This window comes from bacterium CG_4_10_14_0_2_um_filter_33_32 (genome assembly GCA_002792735.1).
Lineage (GTDB): Bacteria > Patescibacteriota > CPR2_A > CG2-30-33-46 > CG2-30-33-46 > CG2-30-33-46.
Genome location: PFOW01000058.1, coordinates 35,875 through 59,358, shown reverse-complemented (window position 1 = coordinate 59,358; position 23,484 = coordinate 35,875). Strand labels below are relative to the sequence as shown.

Sequence of the window (23,484 nt, the reverse complement as noted above, 5' to 3'; positions counted from 1 at the left end):
TTGACGTTGCCATTATAATAAAGGCTTAAAATGATTTCAAAAGAAATTTTTACTTACAATCAATATAAAGAAAAGCTAAGAGGGCAAGTTGATACTCCGGATATTCAAAAAAACAAATACCCAGCTATTATTCTAACCCATGGCTTTGGCACTAATAGACACGAAAAAAGCATGTTTGATGATATCTCCCCTGCTTTAACCGAGAAGGGTTTTATAATCTATAGATTTGATTTTTCTGGTTTAGGGAAAAGCGAGGGGGATTACTCCAAAACTACCATTGCTAAATTAACCGATGACCTATTTTCTATTATTAAATTCGTTAAATCTCAAACACAAGTAAATACTAAAAAAATAGGAATTCTGGCAATGTCTTTTGGTACGCTACCATCAATTATCCTTAATTCCCCTAACATCCAATCATATATTTTTTTAAGCTCTGCAGCACATAATACCTATAAAACCTTAAGTGCTCTCTTTATTGACTATAAATTTAACCCCAATGGTCTATCCTACAGAATTAGTTCCGAGGGAGAACGCATTGAATTAGGCCCTCAGATTTGGCAAGATTTACAAAAACAGGACATCCCAAAACTAGTTACCTTCATTCGTAAACCAATTTTGGTTATTCATGGTGAAAAAGATAAAAACATTCCCCCTTCATACGCAAAAAAACTTTACGAGCTAGTGAATAAACCCAAAAAAATAATTATAATTAAAGATGCTGATCATGGCTTTACTAATCCTCAAAAAAGATTAGAGATGATACAACATGCGATTGATTGGTTTAAAAAAACACTCGCTTCCAAAAACAACTTAATATAGAATTTATATATAAATAAAAGAGGTTCGAGTGGAAAAGTTAATCATCTATACAGACGGCGGAGCAAGAAATAATCCGGGGCCCGCAGGGATAGGAATCGTAATAATGGATTCAAGTAGAAACGTGATCGAAACTTATAAAGAATATATCGGGGAAAAAACAAATAATCAGGCAGAATATCAAGCATTAATAAAAGCATTGGAACTAGCCAAAGAAAAATCAGAAAATTTAGAATTCTATTTAGATAGTCAATTGGTGGTCAATCAAGCAAAAGGACTTTTTAAGGTAAAGAATAGTGAAATAAGAAATTTACTGTTTAAAGTAAAAACTTTAGAACAGAATTTTACAAATATTGCATATTATTTTGTGCCTCGCGAACAAAATAAAGAAGCAGATAAACTGGTTAATCAAGCAATAGATGAAGCAATAAAAAAATAAATGTACTATATTTTTTGTCTTGATTTTCTTTCACTTTATGATATCATAATGATCCAGGTGGATCGTGCAATCGCCCCGAGTTACATCGGGGAGGAAAGTCCGAGCACCAAAGAGTGGGATGGTTCCTAACGGGAACCGGGCGTAATCCCGATTTATATAAGGAAAAGCCTAGGGAAAGTGCCACAGAGACTATACCGGTCGCCTAAGGCGACTAAGGGTGAAAAGTGAGGGAGTAAGACCCCTCTATCTGATAAGGTGACTTATCAGAATGGTAAACCCCATCCGGTGCAAGACCAGTGGACCTTGTAAGAATCCTAAAGAAATCAAAATCATTCTAAAGATGAAATTGGTGCTCTAAGGAAAATTGTTTACTCGGCATTTTTTACAGGGTCTGGTTGCTAGAATTCTTCAGCAATGAAGAATCAAGATAGATGATTGCATCCCGATTAATATCGGGAACAGAACTCGGCTTATAGATCTGCCTGCTAGCCCCTCCGATTAATATTGGAGGGGCTTTTGAATTCAATCCGTTTTTGCCCCATTATGAATAGAAACCCTAGAGATAGAAAACTTCTATTACTATGTTATTAAACGTAAACCTAAAAATGGATTTCTAACGGGGTTTAGGTTAAAATAAACTTACCCATGAAAAAATCACGTCTAATTTTTAGCATTATGGCACTGGGTATAGATTTTATTGTTCTATCCCTCTCTTTCCTATTGGCTTATCATATTAGAACAAATATCGATATAAGACCACTTGCTAACCCCACCACCGCAATAGCATACATTAAACTTGTACTAACCTTATCCACTATAGGAATAATTATTTTCTTTTTTGCAGGCCTGTACAATATCAAAAAACCAGAAAGCAGGATCGATGAACTTAAAAAAATATTCCTAGCAGTTTCTACAGGTGTTATGATGATTATTATTCTAGATTTCGTTAAAACACAGCATATTTTTCCTGCAAAATCTATTCCTATATATGCTTGGGCTATTGCTATTGTTGCTGTATCTATTTCAAGGCAGTTGCTTAGAGAATTACAAAGATATCTTTTCAAGTTTGGTGTCGGCGTACAAAACACTGTAGTTATCGGGGCCAACAGAATTAGTCAACTAATCCTTTCCGAAATAAAAAGAAAACCCTATCTAGGCTACAACATTATAGGCATTTTAGATAAAAGAAAAATTGGCGAAGATTTTTTAGGCTATAAAGTAATAGGCAGCGAGGATATGCTCCCAGAATTAGCTAGAAAAAGAAACGTAGATGAAATTATACAAGCCAACCCCCAACTTTCACCTTCTAACGTAGCTGAAATGATTAGCTTAAGTGATCAATATAAAATTGATTTTAAGTTTGCTCCAAGTTTATTTGGAGTTTACACAACTAACACTTCAGTTAATATCTTAGCGGGCATACCTATAGTTGAACTTAAAAAAACTCCACTAGAAGGATGGGGAAGAATAATAAAAAGATTGATGGATATTATTGGATCCTTGATGACCTTAATAATTTTCTCCCCAATTTTAATAATTGTTATTTTACTAGTAAAAATCAGCTCTAACGGTCCTTTGCTTTATAAGCATAAACGACTTGGACGTTTTGGCAAAAACTTCTATCTATATAAATTTAGAACGATGAAAATAGAATACTGCCGGGGCGATGGATATGGAGGAAAACAGGCCGAAGAATATTTCCAAAAGCTAATGAGTGATCCAGATAAAAAAGAAGAGTTCACAAAAGACTTTAAATTAAAAGATGACCCAAGGGTTACATCTATTGGAACATTCCTTAGAAAAACCAGCTTAGATGAATTACCGCAGCTAATCAACGTCTTAAAGGGTGAAATGAGTTTGGTTGGACCAAGACCTGTCGTTGAAGAAGAAATAGAAAAATATGGCAGCAATAAACAACAAAGACTTATACTAAAACCTGGCATGACTGGACTATGGCAGATAAGCGGCAGAAATGATTTAACTTATTCAGAAAGAGCCAAGTTGGATATATACTATATTGAGAATTGGTCACTTTTTTTGGATATAAAAATATTATTTAAAACTTTATTGGTCTTCTTTAAGGTAAAAAGTGCATACTAGCAAACCTAAAATAGCAATAGTTCATGATTGGCTAACCAATTTTGCAGGCGCAGAACAGGTTGTGATGGCTCTTTTGGAAGTATTCCCGGAAGCACCTATATTTACATCTTTATACAAACCCGAAAAATTTCCAGAAATATTCAAAAATCGCAAAGTTTACACGTCTTCCCTGCAAAAATTTCCGATTGCTAAACATCAACTGTTGTTTCCTTTTATGGGTAAAGCCTTTGAAGAATTCGATTTGTCTGATTTTGACATAATTATATCAAGCTCCCATGCATCATCAAAAGGAGTTATCACCAAACCAGAAACACTCCATATATGTTATTGCCATACGCCCACAAGATATCTTTGGAGTCATTATCATGAATACCTAAATCAAATGGAATTTGGTATATTGAACCCTCTTATAAGGTGGCGGATGCCAAAAATTGCCTATAACTTAAGAATGTGGGATCGATTAGCCGCAGATAGGGTTGATTTGTGGATCGCTAACTCACAAAATACAGCAAAAAGGATTAAAAAATACTATCGAGCAGATTCAGAAGTTATATATCCTCCTATTAATACTGATTTCTTCAATATTTCAAATAATGTTCAGGATTATTATTTTATATGCAGCAGACTAATACCTTACAAAAAGATAGATCTTGTTATTGAGGCCTTTAATAAACTTAAGTTACCACTTAAGATTGCGGGTACCGGATCAATCGAGAATGATTTAAAAAATATTGCTAATGATAATATTGAATTTTTAGGCAGGGTCAGCGATAACCGACTAAGAGAACTATATTCTAACGCTAAGGCTTTTATATTCCCCACCGAAGAGGACTTTGGTATAACACCGGTAGAATCCATGGCTTCAGGTAGACCCGTTATCGCTTATAACAAAGGTGGCGCAAAAGAAACTGTAGCACCAAAAGTTTCCGGATTATTATTTGATGAACAAACTGCTGAGTCATTGATCTCTACTATCAGAGAATTTGAAAAAACAAATTTCGATCCATCAATGATAAGAAACAATGCCACAAAATTTAGTAAAAACAATTTTAAAGAAAAAATAGAAAATTTTGTTTTTGAAAGATATAAAGGGTTTTTAGATGAAAGACATAATTCCTAGAAAAATTGACCCCCTAGACCATCAAAAGGAATCACTTGGGGAAAAATTTAGAAGAAACAACCCAACTGAAACTCCATACGCAGTTGATTCTGTAATATATTCTCATGCCAAAACTCACGAATTAGCCGATTTTATTACAAAACATAATTTTATTAATAAAATAGTCTTTAATCTTGGGTTATTTTCGATATTAATATTATCCGCAACCTTCATCATTATCTCACTATCAATAGCTTCTGAAATCTATAGATTCAAAGATAGTGTTATGTCTTCTGGCTATAAAGGAATGCGGTATTTAAAATTGGCAAAGAATAATTTGTCTTCATTTGATTTAGAAAAATCATCTCTGTACTTTAAAAAATCTCTTGAAGAATTTAATAATGCTGATAATAAATTCTCCAAAGCAAAACTTATCACTGCCCCGGCTTCGGTAATTCCTTTTGCGTCAAAGTATGAAAAAAATGCAGAAAATATGATAATAATAGGGAAGAATATTTCTAAGATCGGAATTGAAGTTACAGATTTTGCCAGACAAAATCCTAATTCAAAAAATGACCCCAAGGAAACAATTTACAAAATAGAAAGTCGGCTGCCGCAAATAATGCAGGAATTGGATAAAATAGATATATCTTTATCTAAAATAGATACAAATATACTGGATAATAATATTGCTCCGAAAGTCGAAAAAATGAAAGTCGTTTTTCCGAAAATAAAGAAATATGTCGCACTGGGAAACCAATTAAGTTTACAGCTGCCCACGATCACTGGCTTAGCCCAAGAAAAAAATTATTTGTTAATATTTCAGAATAATAATGAAATGAGAGGTACGGGCGGATTTATTGGGAGTTTTGGTATTCTAAAAATGAAAGATGCTGAAATTAAAGACTTTTACGTAGATGATATTTATAAATTAGACAATCCATACTCAAAAGCAGTAGCAGCAGGTAAAGCCATTTATGTAGCGCCTCCTTTGCCTATGAACCCCGCATCAACCGGTAATTGGGCTCTAAGGGATTCAAATTTAGATCCAGATTTTTCCAAAACCGCTAAAAACATAATAAGTTTTTATAAAACAGAAACTAAATATGCTGAAAATAATAAATATCCGGAAAGAATAGATGGAATAATATCCGTAACCCCCACTGTACTTGAAAAAATATTAAAAATAACGGGTCCGATTAAATTAGACGATTACGGAATCACTATTAATAGCGGCAACCTTCTGGAAACTCTACAAATAGAAGTTGAAGCCGGAAAAGATAAACAGGATAGTAAAAATCCAAAAACTATACTTGGCAATATAAAAGATAAATTAGTAACAAAAATATCCTCATTAAATACACAAGAAACAAAGCAGCTGTTGTTCTCAATGCTAGAAATGATAGATGAAAAACATATGCTTATATATTCTACGGATAACGAAATTCAAAAAATTGCCGATGCTTTAAATTGGACAGGAAAAATAGATAATAAGCCTAATGATGACTTCCTTATGGTTGTTAATAACAATTTTGGTGGAGGCAAAAGTAGTTTAAAAGTTAACGAGGATCTTCAACAAGAAATAATAATAAAAGAAGATGGATCAATAATTAAAAATTTAACGATAACAAGAGAGCATACTTCCGATTATCTGTATAAATACTATGACCCTTGGGCCAAAAGAGAAATGTGGCTTGTTGGAATCAATAAAAATTATATAAAAATATATACGCCCAATGGTAGCAGGCTAATAAAAGCAGAAGGATTTGAAAATAAAATTGATATTTATAATGAAGATGGTAAAACAGTTTTTGGATCAGAATTTTCTCTCGCACCAAAAGAGAAAAAAACCGCGCAAATATCATATGAATTACCTTTTAAAATTAATCCTGATAATAACATTGCAAAATATTCTCTTATCACCCAAAAACAACCAGGTAGCTTAGGTTCTAAACTGAAAACCATAATCAAAATACCCGATGGAATGGTTACTAGGAGTTTTGGCGGTAATATAGAAAAAAAACAAGAAAGCTTTAACGGAATTCTGTCAACCGATCTTTTCTTCTATCTTACATATTCTAATAAAAATCATTAGCAAAAATACCGTAGATAAAAATTATCCTTCTTGTAAAATTGAATAAGGAGGTCCATCATGATTTTTTTAATAACGCAAACACACGCACCCGAGTCTATGCCTTCAGAAGAAGAGGGCGGCATCGCAATGCTTTTCAAAAACCCCGAAGAAATCCCTGATTTTAAACTTAAAAAAACATATTATTCAAGTGGTGAACACACTGTTTATTACATTATTGAAACAAAAGAATATGAACGAATAGATGAATTCTTAAAACCAGGACTGGATAGAACACTATCTGTAATTAATCCTGTTGAAAAAATTGATTGAATTATAAAAATGCTCGGCATTTACCGAGAATTTTTACATTCTATAACAACCTATCTAGAAAATTAATTAACAGCCATTACACCCACAGCAACCACCCCCACTCTGACAACAACCACCAGATCCTTTAGTGGCAACAGTAGCCATAAGTCTCTTAGTATCCTTAGAATTACAACTAGGACAAATTACCTTATCACGGTCTTCTGAATTAGAAAATTGTTGAAATATACATTCGCATTTTTTACATTGATATTCATAAAGAATCATTTTTTAACCTCATCGACTAACTTGTTAAAAACCTCGGAATCATTGACCGCAAGATCAGATAACGTTTTACGATCAATCTGAATATTTTTAACTTTAAGCTGGTTTATAAATTTAGAGTATGAAATTCCTTTTTCGGCCAAAGCATTATTAAGACGAATAATCCATAGCTTGCGGAAATCCCTCTTTTTAGCCCTTCTGTCTCTATATGAATAAGATAAAGCTTTAATAACCGCTTCTTTGGCTTTCTTTATTGAAGAACGCCTAACGCCCTTCATGCCTTTTGTCGCTTTTAAAACTTTCTTATGTTTTTGTCTTGTTATTTTGCCCCTTTTTACCCTAACCAACTTATTCTCCTTTCCAAATACAATATAGCTATAAAATTACCTACTTGGAAGTAATTTCTTAACATTTTTTTCGTCAGCGGAGCTAACCGCAAAAGATTTTGAGTATTTCGACTTTCTCTTAGGACTTTTTTTCTCTAACAAATGACTTCGATAAGCTCTTCTTCTTTTAAGCTTTCCTGTTTTTGTAACCTTTATTCTCTTTTGTGTACCCTTGTGGGTTTTCATTTTTACCATAATTTTATTTCGGTACTAGAAGGGCAGTTATAGACATACCCTGACTCTTAATACCTCCTTCTAGTTTGCTAATTTCGTTTAATCTATCAATAAATTTTTTTAAAAGCTCGAAACCCAACTCTTTATGAGTTATCTCTCGACCTTTAAATCTTAAAATAATTTGAACTTTATTATTATCTTTAAAAAATTCTTCTGCTCGTCTCAGCTTTATATCTAAATCATGGGTACCTATTTTTAATCCAAACCTGATTTCTTTAAGCTCTCCTGTCTTTTGCTTTTGATTATGCTTTTTTTCTGCTTTTGCCTGTTCATACTTAAATTTACCAAAATCCATTATCTTAACAACGGGAGGACGAGCATTGGGAGAAACTTCTACCAAATCTAAACCATATTCTTCAGCCCTTGAAAAAGCCTCTTCTTTTGATAATACCCCTAGTTGAGTTCCGTCAGCATCTATAACCCTGAGGGGGGAAAATCTAATTTCTTTGTTAATACGAAATTTCTTAACTATTTTTTTCTCCTTCCTTTAATATAATAGCTTTAAATTGAAAGTTAATCAATATCTACTTATATTTTGTTTATTTACTATAATCTTAATTTTCTTTGAGGTAGTAGAAATATCCATTGGCGTCATACCTATATATTCATTATCTGCAAAAATTTGCTTAGGTTTCTTGGTTGTGATAGAAACCTTCTTAGTCTGAAATTTACTTACAAAAGATAAATCTACATACGAAGAAGCGGTAACTTTGGAAAGTTTCTTAAGCAGATTGAACTTAGACTGATTAGGTACCAAAATAACTTGTAATTTATCAGAATTATAATCCTTTCCTCCATTAATTACAGAGATATTAAAAATATCTGAGCTTACAGAAAATCCTTCTTCAAAATCCAATCTTGCAAAAAAAGATTTAAATTGCAGTATTTTACGCATAACTTTTCCTTTAAATAACAGATTATTTAAAGGAGATATGTCTTTCCTCTCTTGTGACAATTCATTTTCAATCCCCAACTGTACTGAATTTATAAAAAAAGAGTTATTAACTTGACCCAAGTTTATTTTTTCTAATTTTCTTTGAGCTAGAATATCAGTCGTCTCAACCCAATCATTAATGCCGAAAAGTCTGGCTATAACGTTTGTAGAACCTATTGGAAGAATGCCTAACGCAATATCAGAATTATCAATAATTCCATTCACAACCTCTAATACTGTACTATCTCCGCCTACGGCGATAATAGTCTTAAAACCTTGTCTAATCGCTATCTTTGTAATCTTTGAAGCGTCACCCTTACCAATACTTTTAGCAAAATCCCCATCTATCCTTTTTTCTTTAAGTAGGGCTTTAAGTCTTGTTTGTATCTTATTTATCTTACCGCCACCTGCAGCGGGATTTATTATATAATAATACATTTTTACCCCTCACCTTCTAGGGTACATGTTGCTTGGTTGTAAATCATAATTAGTTGATTGTATAGCATTCAAAGTCATAGATGCCGCTCAAAAGGCGTGGTGGCTATTCTTCTATTTCGGGCTCTGGTTCTATGTTTCCCTCTTCTTCTTGTTCTTCTTTCTCTTCTTGATCTTCTTTTGCTTTATTTACATTATCTTCATTTAATTCCATAACGCTCTTACCGATGAATACTGCTCCTACTCTGATTATAAGCGCTGAGGAATTAATATTACCTATTACTTTACCTGTTTCTGTAATTTCTATCTCACCGTCTGAGACAAGATCACCATTAACTGTACCAGCAATTTTAATATTCGTTGCTGAGACTGAAGCTTTAATCTCAGCTCCTTCATCTACTAAAATATCACCTTGCGTTTTGATTTCCCCTGAAACTACACCTTTAACAATTATATTACCATCACTGTGTAAATTTCCTTTTAAGGCAACGGATGGCCCAACGATCGTTTCAATCTCATTGCTTAGTTCATTTTTTTTGCGAAACATCTAAACTCCTATTATTTTTTATTGCCTCTTCCAAGGCCTTTTCTTCTTCATGAGACAAAAAGTATTTTGATTTACCGCTGGTGATTGGCTTGCTATACACTCTTGTACCGTCTCTGCCAAACAAACTGGAAATCAAAATACCGTCATTATTTAAATCTAAAAGCGCTATTGAGAAACTTTGATCTCCACCTACATCATCAAAAGGATTAAATCTTATAAAACCTATCTTTTGGATACTCTTACTTACTAGATGAAACAACTTTTGGGAGAATTTTTTTAATTCTTCCACATCTTCAAAATAATGGCTGACTCCTTTAACATAATCATTAAGTACCTGTTCAATATCCTTGCCTTTTTCTTTGCCAAAGAGATCTCTTATCCTTCTTCTAAGAAATAGCACTTGTATTTGAAGCGAGATTATAAAAATAGATAAAATAGCAATAATAATAAATAAAATGTTTGTTTCCATAAAAGTCTTTTATAGGATGATATAATATAATATTATAAATTAAAAGGAAACAAAAGCCAATGAGAAAAAAGAAGAATAAAAAACTAAAAAAACAGTTCAAACAACTAATGCAACAACACCTCGAAAACCAGATTCAGACGCATACATTTAATGAATCCTTAAACAAAGAAGAATTATCATCAGAAACAACGCCAGCAACCACTGCTACAACCGCTGAGATATTAGAAGAAGACAAAATACACCGATTTATTAAAAAAGATATAAAAAAGACAATTATTTTATCTACTCTTGTATTCCTAATAATCTTTGGAATCTATTATTACTTGAATAGCACAAACTCGATTTCTAAAGTATCTAATTATATATTAAAATAATCGGGGCTTCTTAGCCTACTATTCATACCTTAATGCCTCTATAGGGCTTAGTTTAGAGGCTCTTTTTGCAGGATAAAACCCTGCCAATGTACTAACAAAGAACGAAAAACCGATAGCTATTAGAATAAATTCTATTGGAGTATAAAAAAGAGTATTAGGTTCTCCACCCAACGCTTTTGCTAAAGAATTCACTAACCAATTTATAATATAACCACCTATTATGCCCGATATAACTCCTAAGATACCTCCTAGAAGACCAATTACAGAAACTTCTGATATAAAAGTCCATTTGATGTCTTTATCAGTTGCACCTATAGCTTTCATAACACCAATCTCATGGGTTCTTTCTAATAAAGCTATAGTCATGGTATTAAAAATACCTATTGAAGCGACTAAAAGCGCTATCATCCCAAATGCACCAAGGATGATTTTTACGATTAAGAAAACTTTATCAATTTGATTTATAGTATCCTTTACTGAAATTGTGGTAAAACCTAAGGCATCTATCTGACTTCTAATCGACTCTAAATCTGCCTTATCATTAACTTTTACTTTTGTTCTATTATAAAGTTTAAGCCCTAATGGTTTTAAGTGATCAATAGAAATATAAACGTTATTTTTCTCTTCTTCAACAAAACCAACTATCTTAAGCTTCTGCTTTGACAAAGATTCATCTATTTTTTTAATATTACCTTCATCATCTAACACTATAAAATTTACTTCCAAGTCTTGGCCTAAAACACTCTTATAATCTTTAACATCAAAAACTTTTAATATTGATTGTGAAACAATCACTTCTTTTGCATCATTTGATGAAAAGCTTTTTCCCTCTTTTATTTTCAATCCTTCTATATCGATATATTCTGGATTTAACCCATACGTTACAGAATCAGTGGTTTTATTATTATAAGATATCTGGCTAGGTACCGAAAAAGTAGTGCTTACATTAGAAACACCCTTAATACCTTTAAATTTATTAACAGTCTCTTCATTAAGTTTAGTTTGGGCATTATTACCCGGAGACACAGTAATAGTTGTTAAAGCATCTAAGGAAGTAATTTTTTTAATAGAGAGATTCTGCAGGCCAAAACCTAAAGATACTAGAAAAACAATAGCAGCTATACCAATGGTTACACCCGTTATAGTAAGAACACTACGCATCCTATTTCTTCTTAAATTTCCTGTTGATAGAGCAAAAACGTCTCTAATCTTCATATTTTACCTTCTTTGTTAGCTAGTTAAGCTGCCAGAATTTTCTCCTTCTAAATCTTCGTCTGCTTCATTACCCTCTGTGGATCCTGAATCACCTGTTTCTTCCCCTTCCAAAAACTTAGTGGCAGCTTTTTGAATCTTAGCCGCTTCTACCTCATTCACACCCGAAACCTGTATTAAATCAGATATTTTTGCAGAAATAATATCTTGAGCTGATTTATATCCTACCTTTTTAAGATCTCTTACTATTTTAGGATCAATTTCCAAAAATTCTAAAGTAGCTTTTGGCTTACTCTTCTTAACGCTTTTAGATTTACCTGTAACTTTAGTTATAACACCATCTCTTATATAAAAAACCTTATCAGCGTATTTAATATAATCGGGGTTATGAGTAATCAAAACAACTATTCGTTTAGATTTAACGCTTAATTTTTTTAGCAACTCCATAATGTCATTAGCTGATTTACTGTCTAAATTACCTGTTGGCTCATCAGCTAACACAATCCAGGGGCTGGTAACCCAAGCTCTGGCAATAGCCACTCTTTGCTGTTGACCTCCTGATAATTCGGCGGGAGTATGGTCTTTATAACTTTGCATACCTACCATGTCTAAACAATTTTCAGCTCTTTGAGTTCTAAGCCTTTTAGGTCTGCCATCAAACGTAAGCGGAAGAGCGACATTTTCAACAGCAGTCATGGTTTTAATAAGATTATATTGTTGAAAAACCATTCCAATCTTAGTCCTTCTGTATTTTGCAAGCTGAAGCGCGTTTAAACCATTCAGTTTTTCACCTCTTACCAAGATCTCTCCTGAAGTAGGCTCATCTAAACCAGCCAACAAGCTCATCAGTGTTGACTTGCCGCAGCCTGATTGACCAAAAATTATAACAAATTCTCCAGAATAAACCTCAATATTAATCTTTTGGTTCGCACGAACCGTTGTTTTTCCCATCTGATAATATTTGCAGAGATTTACAGTTTTAATTACGGGTTTTTTTGCCATCTCTTTTTTTTAATAACTTTAAATATTATAACAATATTATACTTTTTTTAAATAAGAATTATTAGCTAGCCTGCCTATATTGAATAGCTTCTGTCACATGATATTGTTTTATATTATCCTCATTTTCTAAATCCGCGATTGTTCTAGCTAGTTTTAAAATTTTATGATATCCCCTAACTGATATTGATAAATTATCTACTGCTTGTTTTAAAATAGATTCAGTATCAGAGTCTACAATACAAAAATCTTTTATTTCCCTAACACCCATCTCAGCGTTTGATGTAATTTTTTTATTAGCAAATCGGGAAACTTGAATATCCCTGGCTTTTTCAACTCGCTCCCTAATCATAAAAGAAGACTCAGCGCTTCTATTATCTCTTAATTTATCATATTTAACCCTCGGCACTCTAATATGTATATCTATCCTATCCATAATAGGTCCTGATATTTTCTTCGAATAGTTAATTATTTGTGAATTTGAACATACACACTCTTTGCTTTCGTCACCCAGATATCCGCAAGGACAAGGATTAGAAGCCGCAATAAGAATAAAAACTGACGGATAAGTTAAGCTAGCCGAAGCCCTTGAAATAGTAATTTTACCATCTTCTAATGGCTGTCTTAAAACTTCTAAAACGGCTTTCGGAAACTCAGAAAATTCATCTAAAAACAAAACACCCCTATGCGCAAGGCTAATCTCACCAGGCTTGGGCCTTTGACCTCCTCCGACTAAAGCTATGCGGGAAGCCGTATGATGAGGATTTCTAAAAGGGCGCTTTGTTAGAAGTGGTTTATTTGGCTCTAAAAAACCTGAAACAGAATATATCCTGGATATTTCAAGCATTTCTTCAAATGTCATCTTAGGCAATATTGTTGTAAAAGCCTTAGCTAATAATGTCTTTCCTGTTCCTGGAGGACCTATCATTAAAACATTATGACCTCCAGAGGCAGCTATTTCTAATGCCCTTTTTGCGTGCTCTTGCCCTGAAACCAAAGAAAAATCTAAGTCACTTTGAATATCTTCTTCATTATTTAAAAAATCTTTTATATCAAGATTACTTTCTACTTTGCGTAAATTAATATCACCCCTTAAACCCATCATTAATTCTTCTAAATTTTTTATGGGAAAGATTTTAACACCCTCAACAGCAGATGCCTCTTTCTCATTTTCCAGCGGCAAAAATATATTCTTAAACCCTCTTTCTCTGGCCATTATAACAATGGAAAGAATACCGTTAACTTTCCTTAACATACCATCTAAGGCTAATTCTCCTATAAATAAATCACCGTCATCTACTTTTATTTGACCTGATGCTGCCATGATTGATACAGCTACAGGCAGATCGAAAGAAGACCCTTCTTTCCTTAAGTCAGCGGGCGCTAAATTAACAGTTATTCTTTTTGTTGGAAAAACCGCATTTGAATTTTTAACAGCAGATCTGACTCTTTCTTTGGCTTCTTCAACAGATTTATCAGGTAAACCAACGATAAGAAAATTCGGCAAACCGTTGCTTATATCAGATTCCACTTCTACTGGAACCGCCTCTAATCCGACTATTGATGCTGAATTTATTTTAGAGATCATTTATTTAATTTATTCAATCCATTTATATTCTAATGAAGGTGAACTCTTTGTAGGAAAACTAAATAATTTAATTTTCTCAGCGATCCTGCTGCTTACGCCTGAAAGATCTTCCCAAAAAGAATGGCGGTATTCTATCACTTGCGCATTTTGTATATTAGCCAAAATTTTAGCTTCACTAATAGCTTCGTCTAAACCGCCGAAATTATCAATCAATTTTAATGCTTTGGCCTGTTTTCCAGAATAAATCCTGCCATCCGCAATTTTCTTAACTTCATCTTTACTCATTTTACGGCCGTCTGAAACTACTTCTACAAACCGCTCATAAAAATCATCGATCAAGCCCTGAAAAATATCCTTTTCTTCACTTGTTAGCTCTCTTGTAGAAGAACCAATATCTTTTAATTTTCCTGACTTTATAACAACTTCTTTATATCCTATTTTGTCATATAAGCTAGAAAGGTTAGGTATTGTTATAATAACCCCAATACTTCCAGTAAGAGTAGCTGGGTTGGCAAAAATTTTATCTGAACCGCAGGCTATATAATAACCGCCGCTTGCGGCCAAACCATCGAAAGAAGCTACAACCTTTTTCTCTTTTGCTAATTCTTTTACTTTATTATGAATTTCATCACTAGCCGTAGCGGATCCGCCCGGAGTATTGATTCTTAATACAACTGCTCTTACGAATGGGTCTTCCTTTGCTTTCTTAAGTTGGCTTATTATCGTTTTAGAATCAGCATTGGCTGAATCAAAAACAGAAGATTGGCTCCCCGACAATATCTCTCCTGATATGTTAATGATAGCTATTTTATCAGGACCTATGCCTTCAATTGATGATTCTTTTGTTTTATTCAAATCCGAAGAACCTATACCTACTGCCAATGCCCCCAAAATTGCAAACAACGTAAAAATTAAAAAGAAAAATATCATAAAAACACCGCAACAACCAGCATTTATGCCTAAACTCCATTTCAAGCCTTTTACAAATTCTCCGCCGCTTTTTTTTACATAAACAGGGGGAGGAATAGGAGGTAAGGGAGGAGTACTTATATCGTTTGTGTTTTTCATTAGATCTCTATAATTATCATTAATATATTATCATCTGTATGCTTAATAAACAATCTATTAGGATTTAAGGAAATTTTCTATAAGTAATCTAGCTTCTGCAGATGATTCTATCCATTTAATATTTTTATCACGCTTAAACCAAGTTAATTGACGCTTAGCAAATCTCCTTGAGTCTCTTTTAATAAGTTCTATTGCCTGATCTAACAATATTTTTCCTTCTAAGTATTGAATAATTTGCCTGTAACCAATACCAAAAAGGGCCGGCGCTTCTTTGCCGTATTTTTTTATTATTTTCTTCACTTCAGATACTAAACCCTTTTTAATCATATTATCCACCCGGTCGTTAATCTTTTTGTATAGTTCTTCTCTATCTTTTTTTATACCTAAAACCAATATATTTTTTGATAATTTTCTTGCGTTAGTTTTTCTCAAACTTTTTTCTTTATTTAAAGAAATTTCAATCGCTCTTATAACTCTTCGTTTATTTTTTAAATCAACAAATTGAAAATTTTCAGGGTTAATTTTCTTTAACGTCTTTACTAAATTATCTAATGATTTTTTTGATAGCTTATCTCTTAATCGTTTGTCTGGAGTTATTTTGGGAATTTTATAATTATATATTACTGATTCTATATAAAGAGGTGAGCCGCCGACTAAAAATGGTATTTTCCCTCTCTTTTGGATATCTTTTATAGTAATAGATGCTATTTTTTGATATTGTGCGATTGAAAATTCTTCATCTGGCTCTAAGATATCTGTTAGATGATGAAGAATTCCTTCTACTATGTATTCTTCATCTTTTTTCCTTTTTACTGTCTGCCCTGAGCGAAATCGAAGGGTCTCCTTTTTACTTTTTAAAGGTTTATCTGTCCCAATATCTAAATATCGATATAGAATTTTTGAATCGGCATTAACTATTTCACCATTAAAATTCTTAGCCATCTTAATAGCCAAGCTTGTTTTCCCTGAAGCAGTAGACCCTAATATTGTTATAAACTTCATAATCTGCTATACTTTTTTTACTATACTCGATATTTAAATTTTATTATTAAAGGAGAAAAAATGACAGGCGAAATAAAACCAGAAGAAAACACAATGGACGAGACAAAAAACGAAGAAAGCTCAATTGAAAAAACTGAAGTTAGTGAAAAACCAATGGAATCCGTAAAAACCGAGGAAAAAACAGAGAAAAAGCAAAATAAGATAGTTGAAAAGGCTATAAAAAGCTTAAAAGAAGTATTTTCAATTAAAAATCTAACGTTGAGTCTCTTCTCTACTCTACTCCTAATTGGTATCGGATATGCATCAGGAGTTGCATCTGGAATACTACAGGAAAAGTTTTTCACAAGCGCTACTATGTACTTTGCCTTTATAGTGTCTTCAGCTATATTGCTTATACTTAGCGTTGTAGCCATCCCATTGTTAAATGCGATTTATACGAAAGATTGGGCATCCCTTGTGTATATTATTTTCTTAGAAGTCATATGGCTAGCCATATTTATCCTAATTTTATTTTTTACAACAACATCACAGCCTCAAACATTACCCAATTTTGAATCTGCGCCAACAACGGGATCTCAAGGTAAATAGTCTCAGTTTATATTCTAAAATCCGTCACGATAAACGAGTGACGGATTTTTTTATTCTATTATGTCCCCCTTCATAGCCCAAGGAGTAACCGAAGAAATCTTAACTTTAACAAAATTACCAATTAAATCTTCCTCGCCTTTAAATTGAACTAATTTATAAGTCCTGGTTCTTCCATATAAATAGTCTTTCTTTTTTAAATCAACTAAAACATCAATTGTTTCGTTGATATATTTTTCATTATCCTTTAGGGCTGTTTTTTCTAAAATACTTGTCAATTCTTTATCTCGTCTTTTTTTCTCTTCCCTAGATACATCATCTTTCATTTTAGCTGATACTGTACCTGACCGAGGAGAATATTGGGCTATATAGGCCATTGTGTAACCTACCTTTTGATAGATATCAATCGTATCTTTAAATTGCTCTTTTGTTTCTCCGGGAAAACCTACAATGGTATCAGTAGAAATAGCAACGCCGGGGATTCTCGTCTTTATCTTTTCAATCAATTCTAAATAATGCTCCCTTGTATACTTCCTGTTCATATTCTTAAGAACCTCATTATTGCCTACCTGCACTGGTAAATGGATGTATTCACATATCTTTTTACTTTCAGCGACAGCGTCAATTATCTCATCTGACATGTCATGAGGGTTTGATGTTAAAAATCTTATCCAAAAATTTCCCGGAATTTTATTCACTTCTCTAAGTAACTCAGCAAAATTGTTTTTATTGTTAGTTTCTTGATCTCCCTGTTTACTACCTGTGCTGAGTATAGTCGAAGTATTTACTGTTAACTGTTTACTAATTCCGTAGGAATTAACATTCTGCCCAAGAAGCGTTATTTCTTTATAGCCTTTTTTTACTAATCCTAAAATTTCCTTAATTATTTCTTGCCTTTCTCTGTATTTTTCTCTTCCCCTTGTATAGGGCACGGCACAATAAGTACAAAAATTGTTGCATCCAGTCATTATCGGAATAAACGCGGAAAAATAAGATTCATAAATCGGTTTAATCTTAAAGTAATCTTGGCATCTGACTGAATCACTTTCGCCTAATAACAAAGGAAGCTTGCTTAAATCAGAAATATTAAACAGATAATCGAATATTTTTCCCATTTTTGGCTTATCAGCGTCCAGAACACAACCTGAAAGCATAGTTATCAATTTTCGATTTTTCTTTATTTCGTTCCATTTCTTGGCTTTGCCGTAAATTCTGTCAATTGCTGTTTGTCTTACAGAACATGCTAAAGCAATAATTAAATCAGCTGATTTTTCATCTTCGGTTCTTTCAAATCCCAAATCATTCAGAACAGAAACAACACGTTCTGCATCCGATTTGTTCATTTGACACCCAATTATCCAAATATAATATTTTAGTTTTGTATTATTCATATCTTCATATGCTACTATAATTCAACTATTTTAAAAAGCCAATTAAAATTCTTGATCATCTGTTAACTGTTTACTGTTAGCTGTTTACTCTATATAATTTATACATGGAGAGACAAAATAAGAAAAACTGTCTTTTTGGATTAATAGGACCGGGGGCAGTTGGGAAAACTGATCTCTCAAGACACATGCGGGAAAAGCATGGTTTTTTTTATATACCTTCAACTACAACCAGACCCCCTCGAAAAGGAAATTTAGCTGAATACCAGCATATTACTTTAGAGGCGTTTGAAAAACATATAAAAAACAGGGAACTACTAGAATATACATCTTTTGGCGGCCATTATTACGGAAAACTTAAAAAAGACGTAGAAAAATTTCTTCAAAAAGGTGACTGTGTTTTAACTTTAACCGTTGATAGAGTAAAAAAACTTAAGAAAACTTACAAACATATAAAAATTATATGCGTTTTGACTGAAGACCCTATACTGAAAAATGTAAAAAAAAGACTTATCAAAAGAGGGCATGACAAAGAATACATCAGAAACCGAATAAAAATTACCGAAAAAGAACTTGATTACATAAAAACCCTTAAAAAAGAAAAACTAATAGATCATTTTGTAAAAACCATAGATGCAGATTATAACCACGCCTTACGAGAAATTGATAAAATCATCGAGCATCATAGAAATAACTAGTCATCTAACCCTGTCTTTTATCAATCTCTTGTTTGATATCATCTATAAATTTTAAACTCTTTTGGCCTAAATCGCCTTTTTTGTAGTTTCTAACCGATATTTTCTTTGCTTTAATCTCTTTATCTCCAACAATAAACATGTAAGGAATTTTTTGAAGTTCCGCTTCTCTTATTTTTTTACCAACTGATTCCGGCCTTGAGTCAATCTCAACCCTAATATCTTTTTCTAAAACATTTTTACTTATTTCTTTGGCATATTTTAGATGTTTCTTATCAGATATCGGAATAATAATTACCTGAACAGGAGCTAGCCAAGCTGGAAAAGCGCCGGCATAATGTTCGATTAGAACTCCCAAAAATCTATCAATCGAACCGATAAGAGCGCTGTGAATCATAACCGGCATATAATTTTTGCCGTCATCACTTGCATAACTTAAATTAAACCTCTTAGGCATGTTAAAATCCAACTGGATAGTGGAAATCTGGTGTTCTCTATTTAAAGCATCTTTTGCCATAATATCCATCTTAGGACCGTAAAAAGCTGCTTCACCTATCCCTATTTCATAAGAGATTTTGTTATCTTTAGCTATTTTTTCTAATATTTTTTCAGATTTGTTCCAAACTTGATCATCACCAAGATATTTAGCTTTCTCTTTCGGATCCCTTAAGGAAAGTCTTACATAAAAATCCATGCCATAGGTCTTAAGTGCTTTTTTAATGGCTTTTAGAACTTTATCAAATTCTGCTTCTATCTGATCTTCTCTACAGAAACAATGTCCATCGTCCATCTCAAACCCTCTGACTCTAGTTAATCCACCAACCTCACCCGGCTTCTCATCTCTATAAATCATTGAGAAATCAGCTACTTTGTAAGGTAGATCTTTATAGCTTCTTATTTTAGAGGCGTAAATCTGGGTGTGCTGGGGACAATTCATGGGCTTTAAAAAATATTCTTCTTTTGTGTGATGAGAAAAAATTTGAAACATATCTTCTTTATATTTCTCGTAATGGCCGGAGATTTTAAATAATTCACCTTTATTTATCTCTTGGGTACTAACTTCCTGATAGTCAATTTCTTTTCTCAATTCGCTAGAATATTTCTGCATTTCTTGACGTATAATAGTTCCTTTTGGTGTAAATAAAGGAAGACCCTGCCCAACTAAATCTGAAAATACGAAAAGATCTAAATCTTTCCCTAGTCTTCGATGGTCTCTTTTTTTCGCTTCTTCTAAATTTTTCAAATATTCTTCAAGTTCTTTTTGAGTATAAAAAACAGTACCATAAATCCTCTGCAACATGGGTCTTTTCTCGTCCCCTCGCCAGTAAGCTCCGGCAATTTTCAAGAGTTTAAATGCTTTAATCTCTCCTGTTGATTTAACATGAGGACCGGCACATAGATCAACAAAATCATTCTGCCTATAAAAATAAACTTTTTTCTTAGGGATATCGTTAATTAGCTCGCGTTTGTATACCTGTTTTCCCTTTTTATAAAAATCCAGCGCTTTTTCCTTTACTACTTCCTCTGGCTTAACCTGATAATCGGCTTTTATTATATCTTTCATCTTTTTTTCTAAAATATCTAAATCTTCCGGTATTAAAGTTCTTGGCAGATCAAAATCATAATAGAATCCTTCATCAGTTGATGGTCCTATCGCAAGTTTGGCTTCCGGAAACATTTGTAAGACTGCTTGAGCTAAAACATGAGCTGCGGAATGCCTTAGTGTTTGTAAATCTTGTTTTTTCTCTTTTTTATTCATGGTTATTCTCCCAAAGCCTCGAAATATTCATTCTTTGTAGAGGCTGAGGCCCGCCAAAAACTGAAAGTGAGGGCGGGCTTTTAATTTATTATTCATTTTTGTGAGGCTTTAAAAAGCTGTCGCAATACTTATTTATAGCTTCGTAAAACTTACCATTTGTTTTCAGATCTTTTTCATAATTAATATTTTCTAAGTAGCGTCTTGAATCTTCAGATCCTAATACTTCATAACATTCAAAAGCTAATTCTGTTTGATTTACTCCATCCCATTCAGCTACTATAAATCCGGCATTTTTAAGTTCTTTATTCCAAGTAGCATCCACAAAAACCCATTCGTTTTTATCAGGAAGCGTTACTTCTATAAAAAAGTGTGAGCAATCTTCATTATGAGGTATTTCTAATATCTCTTTTGGCAGTTTTACAACATTCCAGTAAAATAAACCAACTCTAAATCTAACTTTATAACCCAAATCCTCTAACGCTTTAGCTAGTTTTTTATTCTTTCCTTCACAATCATTGTATTCCTCTTGGTCACTAACAGAAATATGATAAGGTATATCTCTTATTTCATAAAATTTACTTATTGCTTTTTGGATAATATCATCTCTCATAATAATTTTATGGAATAATTACTTTGCTTTCGATAGCTAACCAAATACATTTAGAATTAGAATAATATCTATGCCATGGATACTTACAGTTTATATCATAAAAGGGGTTATGGGTTTGCCCAGACGATAGAATATCCCGATAATACATAGTATTTTCATCGTTCTGGAAAAATTTCTGCATTTCTCCTTGACCTAATATCTGAATATGAACCTCGAAAAAGTCGTGATCTTTATGAATTCTGCAAGAAAAATCTTCTTTACAGTACCAAAAATTAAATTCAAGGTTATTAAGTTTTATTTTTGGTGATCGATAAAATTCAGTTCCCTTAAATTCCTCGATTTCAGGATATAATTCAGAAACTTGAGTCCAATTTTCTTTGCAATAATTGGCAATTGCTTGGCTTACTTCAAAATTATCTCCAACCTCAAAAACTAATAACTTATCAGCAGAAAATTTCGTATTCTTAAATAATCCTGATTCGAAATTATTCAAGAATGTTCCATCAGGAAGCTTGATTTTCTCCCCACAATTAATTACTACTGACCAATCTTTACGATCAAACTTTTGCTCAAATGAAATTTTAAAAACTTCTTCCATCCTTTCTCCTTCACCCTGTTAAATAAAAAATCCAATGCTATACGCATTGGGACCCTTGTGGGCGGTTCCACCCAATTTCTCTGATATACATCAGAGCGCTCTTTTGATTCGATAACGGCCGAACCAGCCGAAGCTCTGGAGTTAGTTAGTCTCCTTCATCGCTTTATCGATTTAATTATATTTTAAACCTTGTTCAAAATAAGGTCAATAAAAGATTAAATTTGCTTTTATTTACCGAGCTTTAAATTTGGATTAACTTTTATTTTTTCTAATAGATCGGGACCTTTATTTTTATATTTGAAATATCCGGCAGCCGCAATCATTGCCGCATTATCAGTACAAAGATTTTTAGGAGGCGCAAAAAAATTAAAACCTTGAATTTGACACTTTTTTTGCAATTCTTTTCTTAATATAGCATTGGCCGCAACTCCTCCGGATATTAAAACCGTTTTTACCTTTTTTCTTTCTGCTGCCCAAATTGTTTTTGCTACTAAAATATCAACAGATGTTTTCTGAAAACTTGCAACAATATCTGCAATAAAACTTTTATTCTTTGTTTTATGTTTCCTAACTTCATTTATAACCGCTGTTTTCAAGCCAGAAAAACTAAAATCTAAATTAGGTGGCAATTTTTTAAGATAGCCGCTTTCTAATCTAATGATTTTGCTTTCCATTTCTGCTTTTGGAAACTTAAATTTTTCAGGATCACCTTCTTTCGATATTTTCTCTATTATTGCCCCCCCAGGATAACCCAAGCCCAATGCCCTGGCAACTTTATCAAAAGCTTCCCCTGCAGCATCATCTTTAGTTTGTCCTAATATCTTATATTTCAAATGGTCTTTCATATAAACCAACATTGTATGACCGCCGGATACTATAAGTACAATCAACGGAAACTCTATTCTCTCTTTTTGGTCAACAAAATTAGCATAGATATGCCCTTCTAGATGATTTACGCATACTATTGGCAAATTATTAACAAAGGATATCGTCTTTGCAGTATTTATGCCAATTAATAAAGATCCAACCAAACCAGGACCACGGGTTACCGAGATCAAATCTATATTCTTCAAAGAAGACTTGGATCTTTTTAACGATTCTTTAATGGCTGGAATAATAGTCTCTATATGGGCGCGAGAGGCCACTTCTGGAACTATACCACCATATATCTCATGAAGCTTATTTTGTGAAGAAACAATGCTAGATAAAGATTTTATCTTCTCTTTTTGAGCCTCAATGACAGCGCTTGAAGTATCATCACAACTTGTTTCAATTCCTAATATTCTCATATCGTTATGTTATAATTTCTTTTAAAGAATGTAAATTTTCATTTTTATGAAAGATAGAATAAAAGAACAAGAAAACAAAATATGTGAGAAGCTTAAGCTTCAAGTTACAACAAACGCGGCTATTTTAATTTGTCTTGCTATTATGGCACTAGTAGCAGGTCTTGCGTTAGCCTTCTTAAAATAATTTGAC

26 protein-coding genes and 1 other RNA gene are annotated in these 23,484 nt (G+C 32.9%); 10 read left to right on the top strand and 17 right to left on the bottom strand.

Annotated elements, in window-relative coordinates; all coding sequences use genetic code 11:
- The first annotated feature begins 30 nt into the window (after positions 1-30).
- From COX95_04020 to COX95_03990, 7 genes are all read left to right on the top strand, one after another.
- On the top strand, positions 31-822 hold the full coding sequence (locus COX95_04020) for a hypothetical protein (protein ID PIZ85531.1): 792 nt from the start codon (positions 31-33) through the stop codon (positions 820-822).
- Between the two features lie 13 nt (positions 823-835).
- Positions 836-1,258 (top strand): ribonuclease H, encoded by a 423-nt coding sequence (locus COX95_04015; GenBank protein ID PIZ85530.1) that lies wholly within the window; start codon positions 836-838, stop codon positions 1,256-1,258.
- A gap of 54 nt (positions 1,259-1,312) precedes the next feature.
- Positions 1,313-1,747, top strand: an RNA gene (gene rnpB / locus COX95_04010) — RNase P RNA component class A.
- 156 nt (positions 1,748-1,903) lie between these two features.
- A complete protein-coding gene (locus tag COX95_04005) occupies positions 1,904-3,358 on the top strand; it encodes a hypothetical protein (GenBank protein ID PIZ85529.1) in 1,455 nt (484 codons plus the stop codon).
- A gap of 64 nt (positions 3,359-3,422) precedes the next feature.
- Positions 3,423-4,478, top strand: coding sequence for a glycosyltransferase family 4 protein (locus COX95_04000; protein PIZ85533.1), 1,056 nt, complete (start codon positions 3,423-3,425; stop codon positions 4,476-4,478).
- Entirely contained in the window at positions 4,459-6,552 is a 2,094-nt protein-coding gene (locus COX95_03995; GenBank protein PIZ85528.1) for a hypothetical protein, read from the top strand. Before COX95_04000 ends, COX95_03995 begins: the two co-directional genes overlap by 20 nt.
- Positions 6,553-6,609: 57 nt before the next feature.
- Entirely contained in the window at positions 6,610-6,861 is a 252-nt protein-coding gene (locus tag COX95_03990; protein ID PIZ85527.1) for a hypothetical protein, read from the top strand.
- Positions 6,862-6,927: 66 nt separating this feature from the next.
- Here the strand turns inward: COX95_03990 and COX95_03985 are convergent, their stop codons facing one another.
- The 7 genes from COX95_03985 to COX95_03955 form a co-directional block, all read right to left on the bottom strand.
- Positions 6,928-7,125: an FmdB family transcriptional regulator gene (locus tag COX95_03985; GenBank protein PIZ85526.1), complete on the bottom strand. Its 198-nt coding sequence runs from the start codon at positions 7,123-7,125 to the stop codon at positions 6,928-6,930.
- The gene (locus COX95_03980; protein ID PIZ85525.1) at positions 7,122-7,469 is read right to left on the bottom strand and encodes a 50S ribosomal protein L20; all 348 of its coding nucleotides are present in this window, start codon (positions 7,467-7,469) and stop codon (positions 7,122-7,124) included. Before COX95_03980 ends, COX95_03985 begins: the two co-directional genes overlap by 4 nt.
- 36 nt (positions 7,470-7,505) lie before the next feature.
- Positions 7,506-7,703 (bottom strand): 50S ribosomal protein L35, encoded by a 198-nt coding sequence (locus COX95_03975; GenBank protein PIZ85524.1) that lies wholly within the window; start codon positions 7,701-7,703, stop codon positions 7,506-7,508.
- Between the two features lie 4 nt (positions 7,704-7,707).
- Positions 7,708-8,214: a translation initiation factor IF-3 gene (locus COX95_03970; protein ID PIZ85523.1), complete on the bottom strand. Its 507-nt coding sequence runs from the start codon at positions 8,212-8,214 to the stop codon at positions 7,708-7,710.
- A gap of 45 nt (positions 8,215-8,259) precedes the next feature.
- Entirely contained in the window at positions 8,260-9,114 is an 855-nt protein-coding gene (locus COX95_03965) for a hypothetical protein (GenBank protein PIZ85522.1), read from the bottom strand.
- 103 nt (positions 9,115-9,217) lie between these two features.
- Positions 9,218-9,658: a hypothetical protein gene (locus COX95_03960; GenBank protein PIZ85521.1), complete on the bottom strand. Its 441-nt coding sequence runs from the start codon at positions 9,656-9,658 to the stop codon at positions 9,218-9,220.
- Positions 9,639-10,127: a DUF4446 domain-containing protein gene (locus COX95_03955; GenBank protein ID PIZ85520.1), complete on the bottom strand. Its 489-nt coding sequence runs from the start codon at positions 10,125-10,127 to the stop codon at positions 9,639-9,641. The genes COX95_03960 and COX95_03955 overlap by 20 nt, the downstream gene beginning before the upstream one ends.
- Before the next feature lie 59 nt (positions 10,128-10,186).
- On the opposite strand from COX95_03955, the gene COX95_03950 reads away from it, so the two are divergent.
- A complete protein-coding gene (locus COX95_03950) occupies positions 10,187-10,501 on the top strand; it encodes a hypothetical protein (GenBank protein ID PIZ85519.1) in 315 nt (104 codons plus the stop codon).
- A gap of 18 nt (positions 10,502-10,519) precedes the next feature.
- Here the strand turns inward: COX95_03950 and COX95_03945 are convergent, their stop codons facing one another.
- The 5 genes from COX95_03945 to miaA form a co-directional block, all read right to left on the bottom strand.
- The gene (locus tag COX95_03945; GenBank protein ID PIZ85518.1) at positions 10,520-11,716 is read right to left on the bottom strand and encodes a hypothetical protein; all 1,197 of its coding nucleotides are present in this window, start codon (positions 11,714-11,716) and stop codon (positions 10,520-10,522) included.
- Between the two features lie 15 nt (positions 11,717-11,731).
- Positions 11,732-12,715: an ABC transporter ATP-binding protein gene (locus COX95_03940; GenBank protein ID PIZ85517.1), complete on the bottom strand. Its 984-nt coding sequence runs from the start codon at positions 12,713-12,715 to the stop codon at positions 11,732-11,734.
- A 61-nt stretch (positions 12,716-12,776) separates the two neighbouring features.
- Positions 12,777-14,300, bottom strand: a complete 1,524-nt coding sequence (locus COX95_03935; protein ID PIZ85516.1) for a magnesium chelatase — start codon at positions 14,298-14,300, stop codon at positions 12,777-12,779.
- A gap of 9 nt (positions 14,301-14,309) precedes the next feature.
- Positions 14,310-15,368, bottom strand: a complete 1,059-nt coding sequence (gene sppA / locus COX95_03930) for a signal peptide peptidase SppA (protein ID PIZ85515.1) — start codon at positions 15,366-15,368, stop codon at positions 14,310-14,312.
- A 57-nt stretch (positions 15,369-15,425) separates the two neighbouring features.
- Positions 15,426-16,370 (bottom strand): tRNA (adenosine(37)-N6)-dimethylallyltransferase MiaA, encoded by a 945-nt coding sequence (gene miaA, locus COX95_03925; GenBank protein PIZ85514.1) that lies wholly within the window; start codon positions 16,368-16,370, stop codon positions 15,426-15,428.
- Between the two features lie 60 nt (positions 16,371-16,430).
- Between miaA and COX95_03920 the strand changes: the two genes are divergently transcribed.
- Complete coding sequence (locus COX95_03920; protein ID PIZ85513.1) at positions 16,431-16,958, top strand: hypothetical protein; 528 nt, start codon at positions 16,431-16,433, stop codon at positions 16,956-16,958.
- 50 nt (positions 16,959-17,008) lie between these two features.
- Here COX95_03920 and miaB read toward each other — a convergent pair whose 3' ends face one another.
- Positions 17,009-18,346 (bottom strand): tRNA (N6-isopentenyl adenosine(37)-C2)-methylthiotransferase MiaB, encoded by a 1,338-nt coding sequence (gene miaB / locus COX95_03915; GenBank protein PIZ85512.1) that lies wholly within the window; start codon positions 18,344-18,346, stop codon positions 17,009-17,011.
- 104 nt (positions 18,347-18,450) lie between these two features.
- On the opposite strand from miaB, the gene COX95_03910 reads away from it, so the two are divergent.
- Positions 18,451-19,041, top strand: a complete 591-nt coding sequence (locus COX95_03910; protein ID PIZ85511.1) for a hypothetical protein — start codon at positions 18,451-18,453, stop codon at positions 19,039-19,041.
- A 4-nt stretch (positions 19,042-19,045) separates the two neighbouring features.
- Here the strand turns inward: COX95_03910 and COX95_03905 are convergent, their stop codons facing one another.
- The 4 genes from COX95_03905 to tsaD form a co-directional block, all read right to left on the bottom strand.
- Positions 19,046-20,797 carry a threonine--tRNA ligase gene (locus COX95_03905; GenBank protein ID PIZ85510.1) on the bottom strand — a complete coding sequence of 584 codons (1,752 nt, stop codon included), beginning with the start codon at positions 20,795-20,797 and terminating at the stop codon, positions 19,046-19,048.
- Positions 20,798-20,885: 88 nt separating this feature from the next.
- Entirely contained in the window at positions 20,886-21,407 is a 522-nt protein-coding gene (locus tag COX95_03900; protein ID PIZ85509.1) for a hypothetical protein, read from the bottom strand.
- Positions 21,408-21,414: 7 nt separating this feature from the next.
- Positions 21,415-22,005 carry a hypothetical protein gene (locus COX95_03895; GenBank protein PIZ85508.1) on the bottom strand — a complete coding sequence of 197 codons (591 nt, stop codon included), beginning with the start codon at positions 22,003-22,005 and terminating at the stop codon, positions 21,415-21,417.
- Between the two features lie 227 nt (positions 22,006-22,232).
- Positions 22,233-23,294, bottom strand: coding sequence for a tRNA (adenosine(37)-N6)-threonylcarbamoyltransferase complex transferase subunit TsaD (gene tsaD / locus COX95_03890; protein ID PIZ85507.1), 1,062 nt, complete (start codon positions 23,292-23,294; stop codon positions 22,233-22,235).
- Positions 23,295-23,484: the final 190 nt, after the last annotated feature.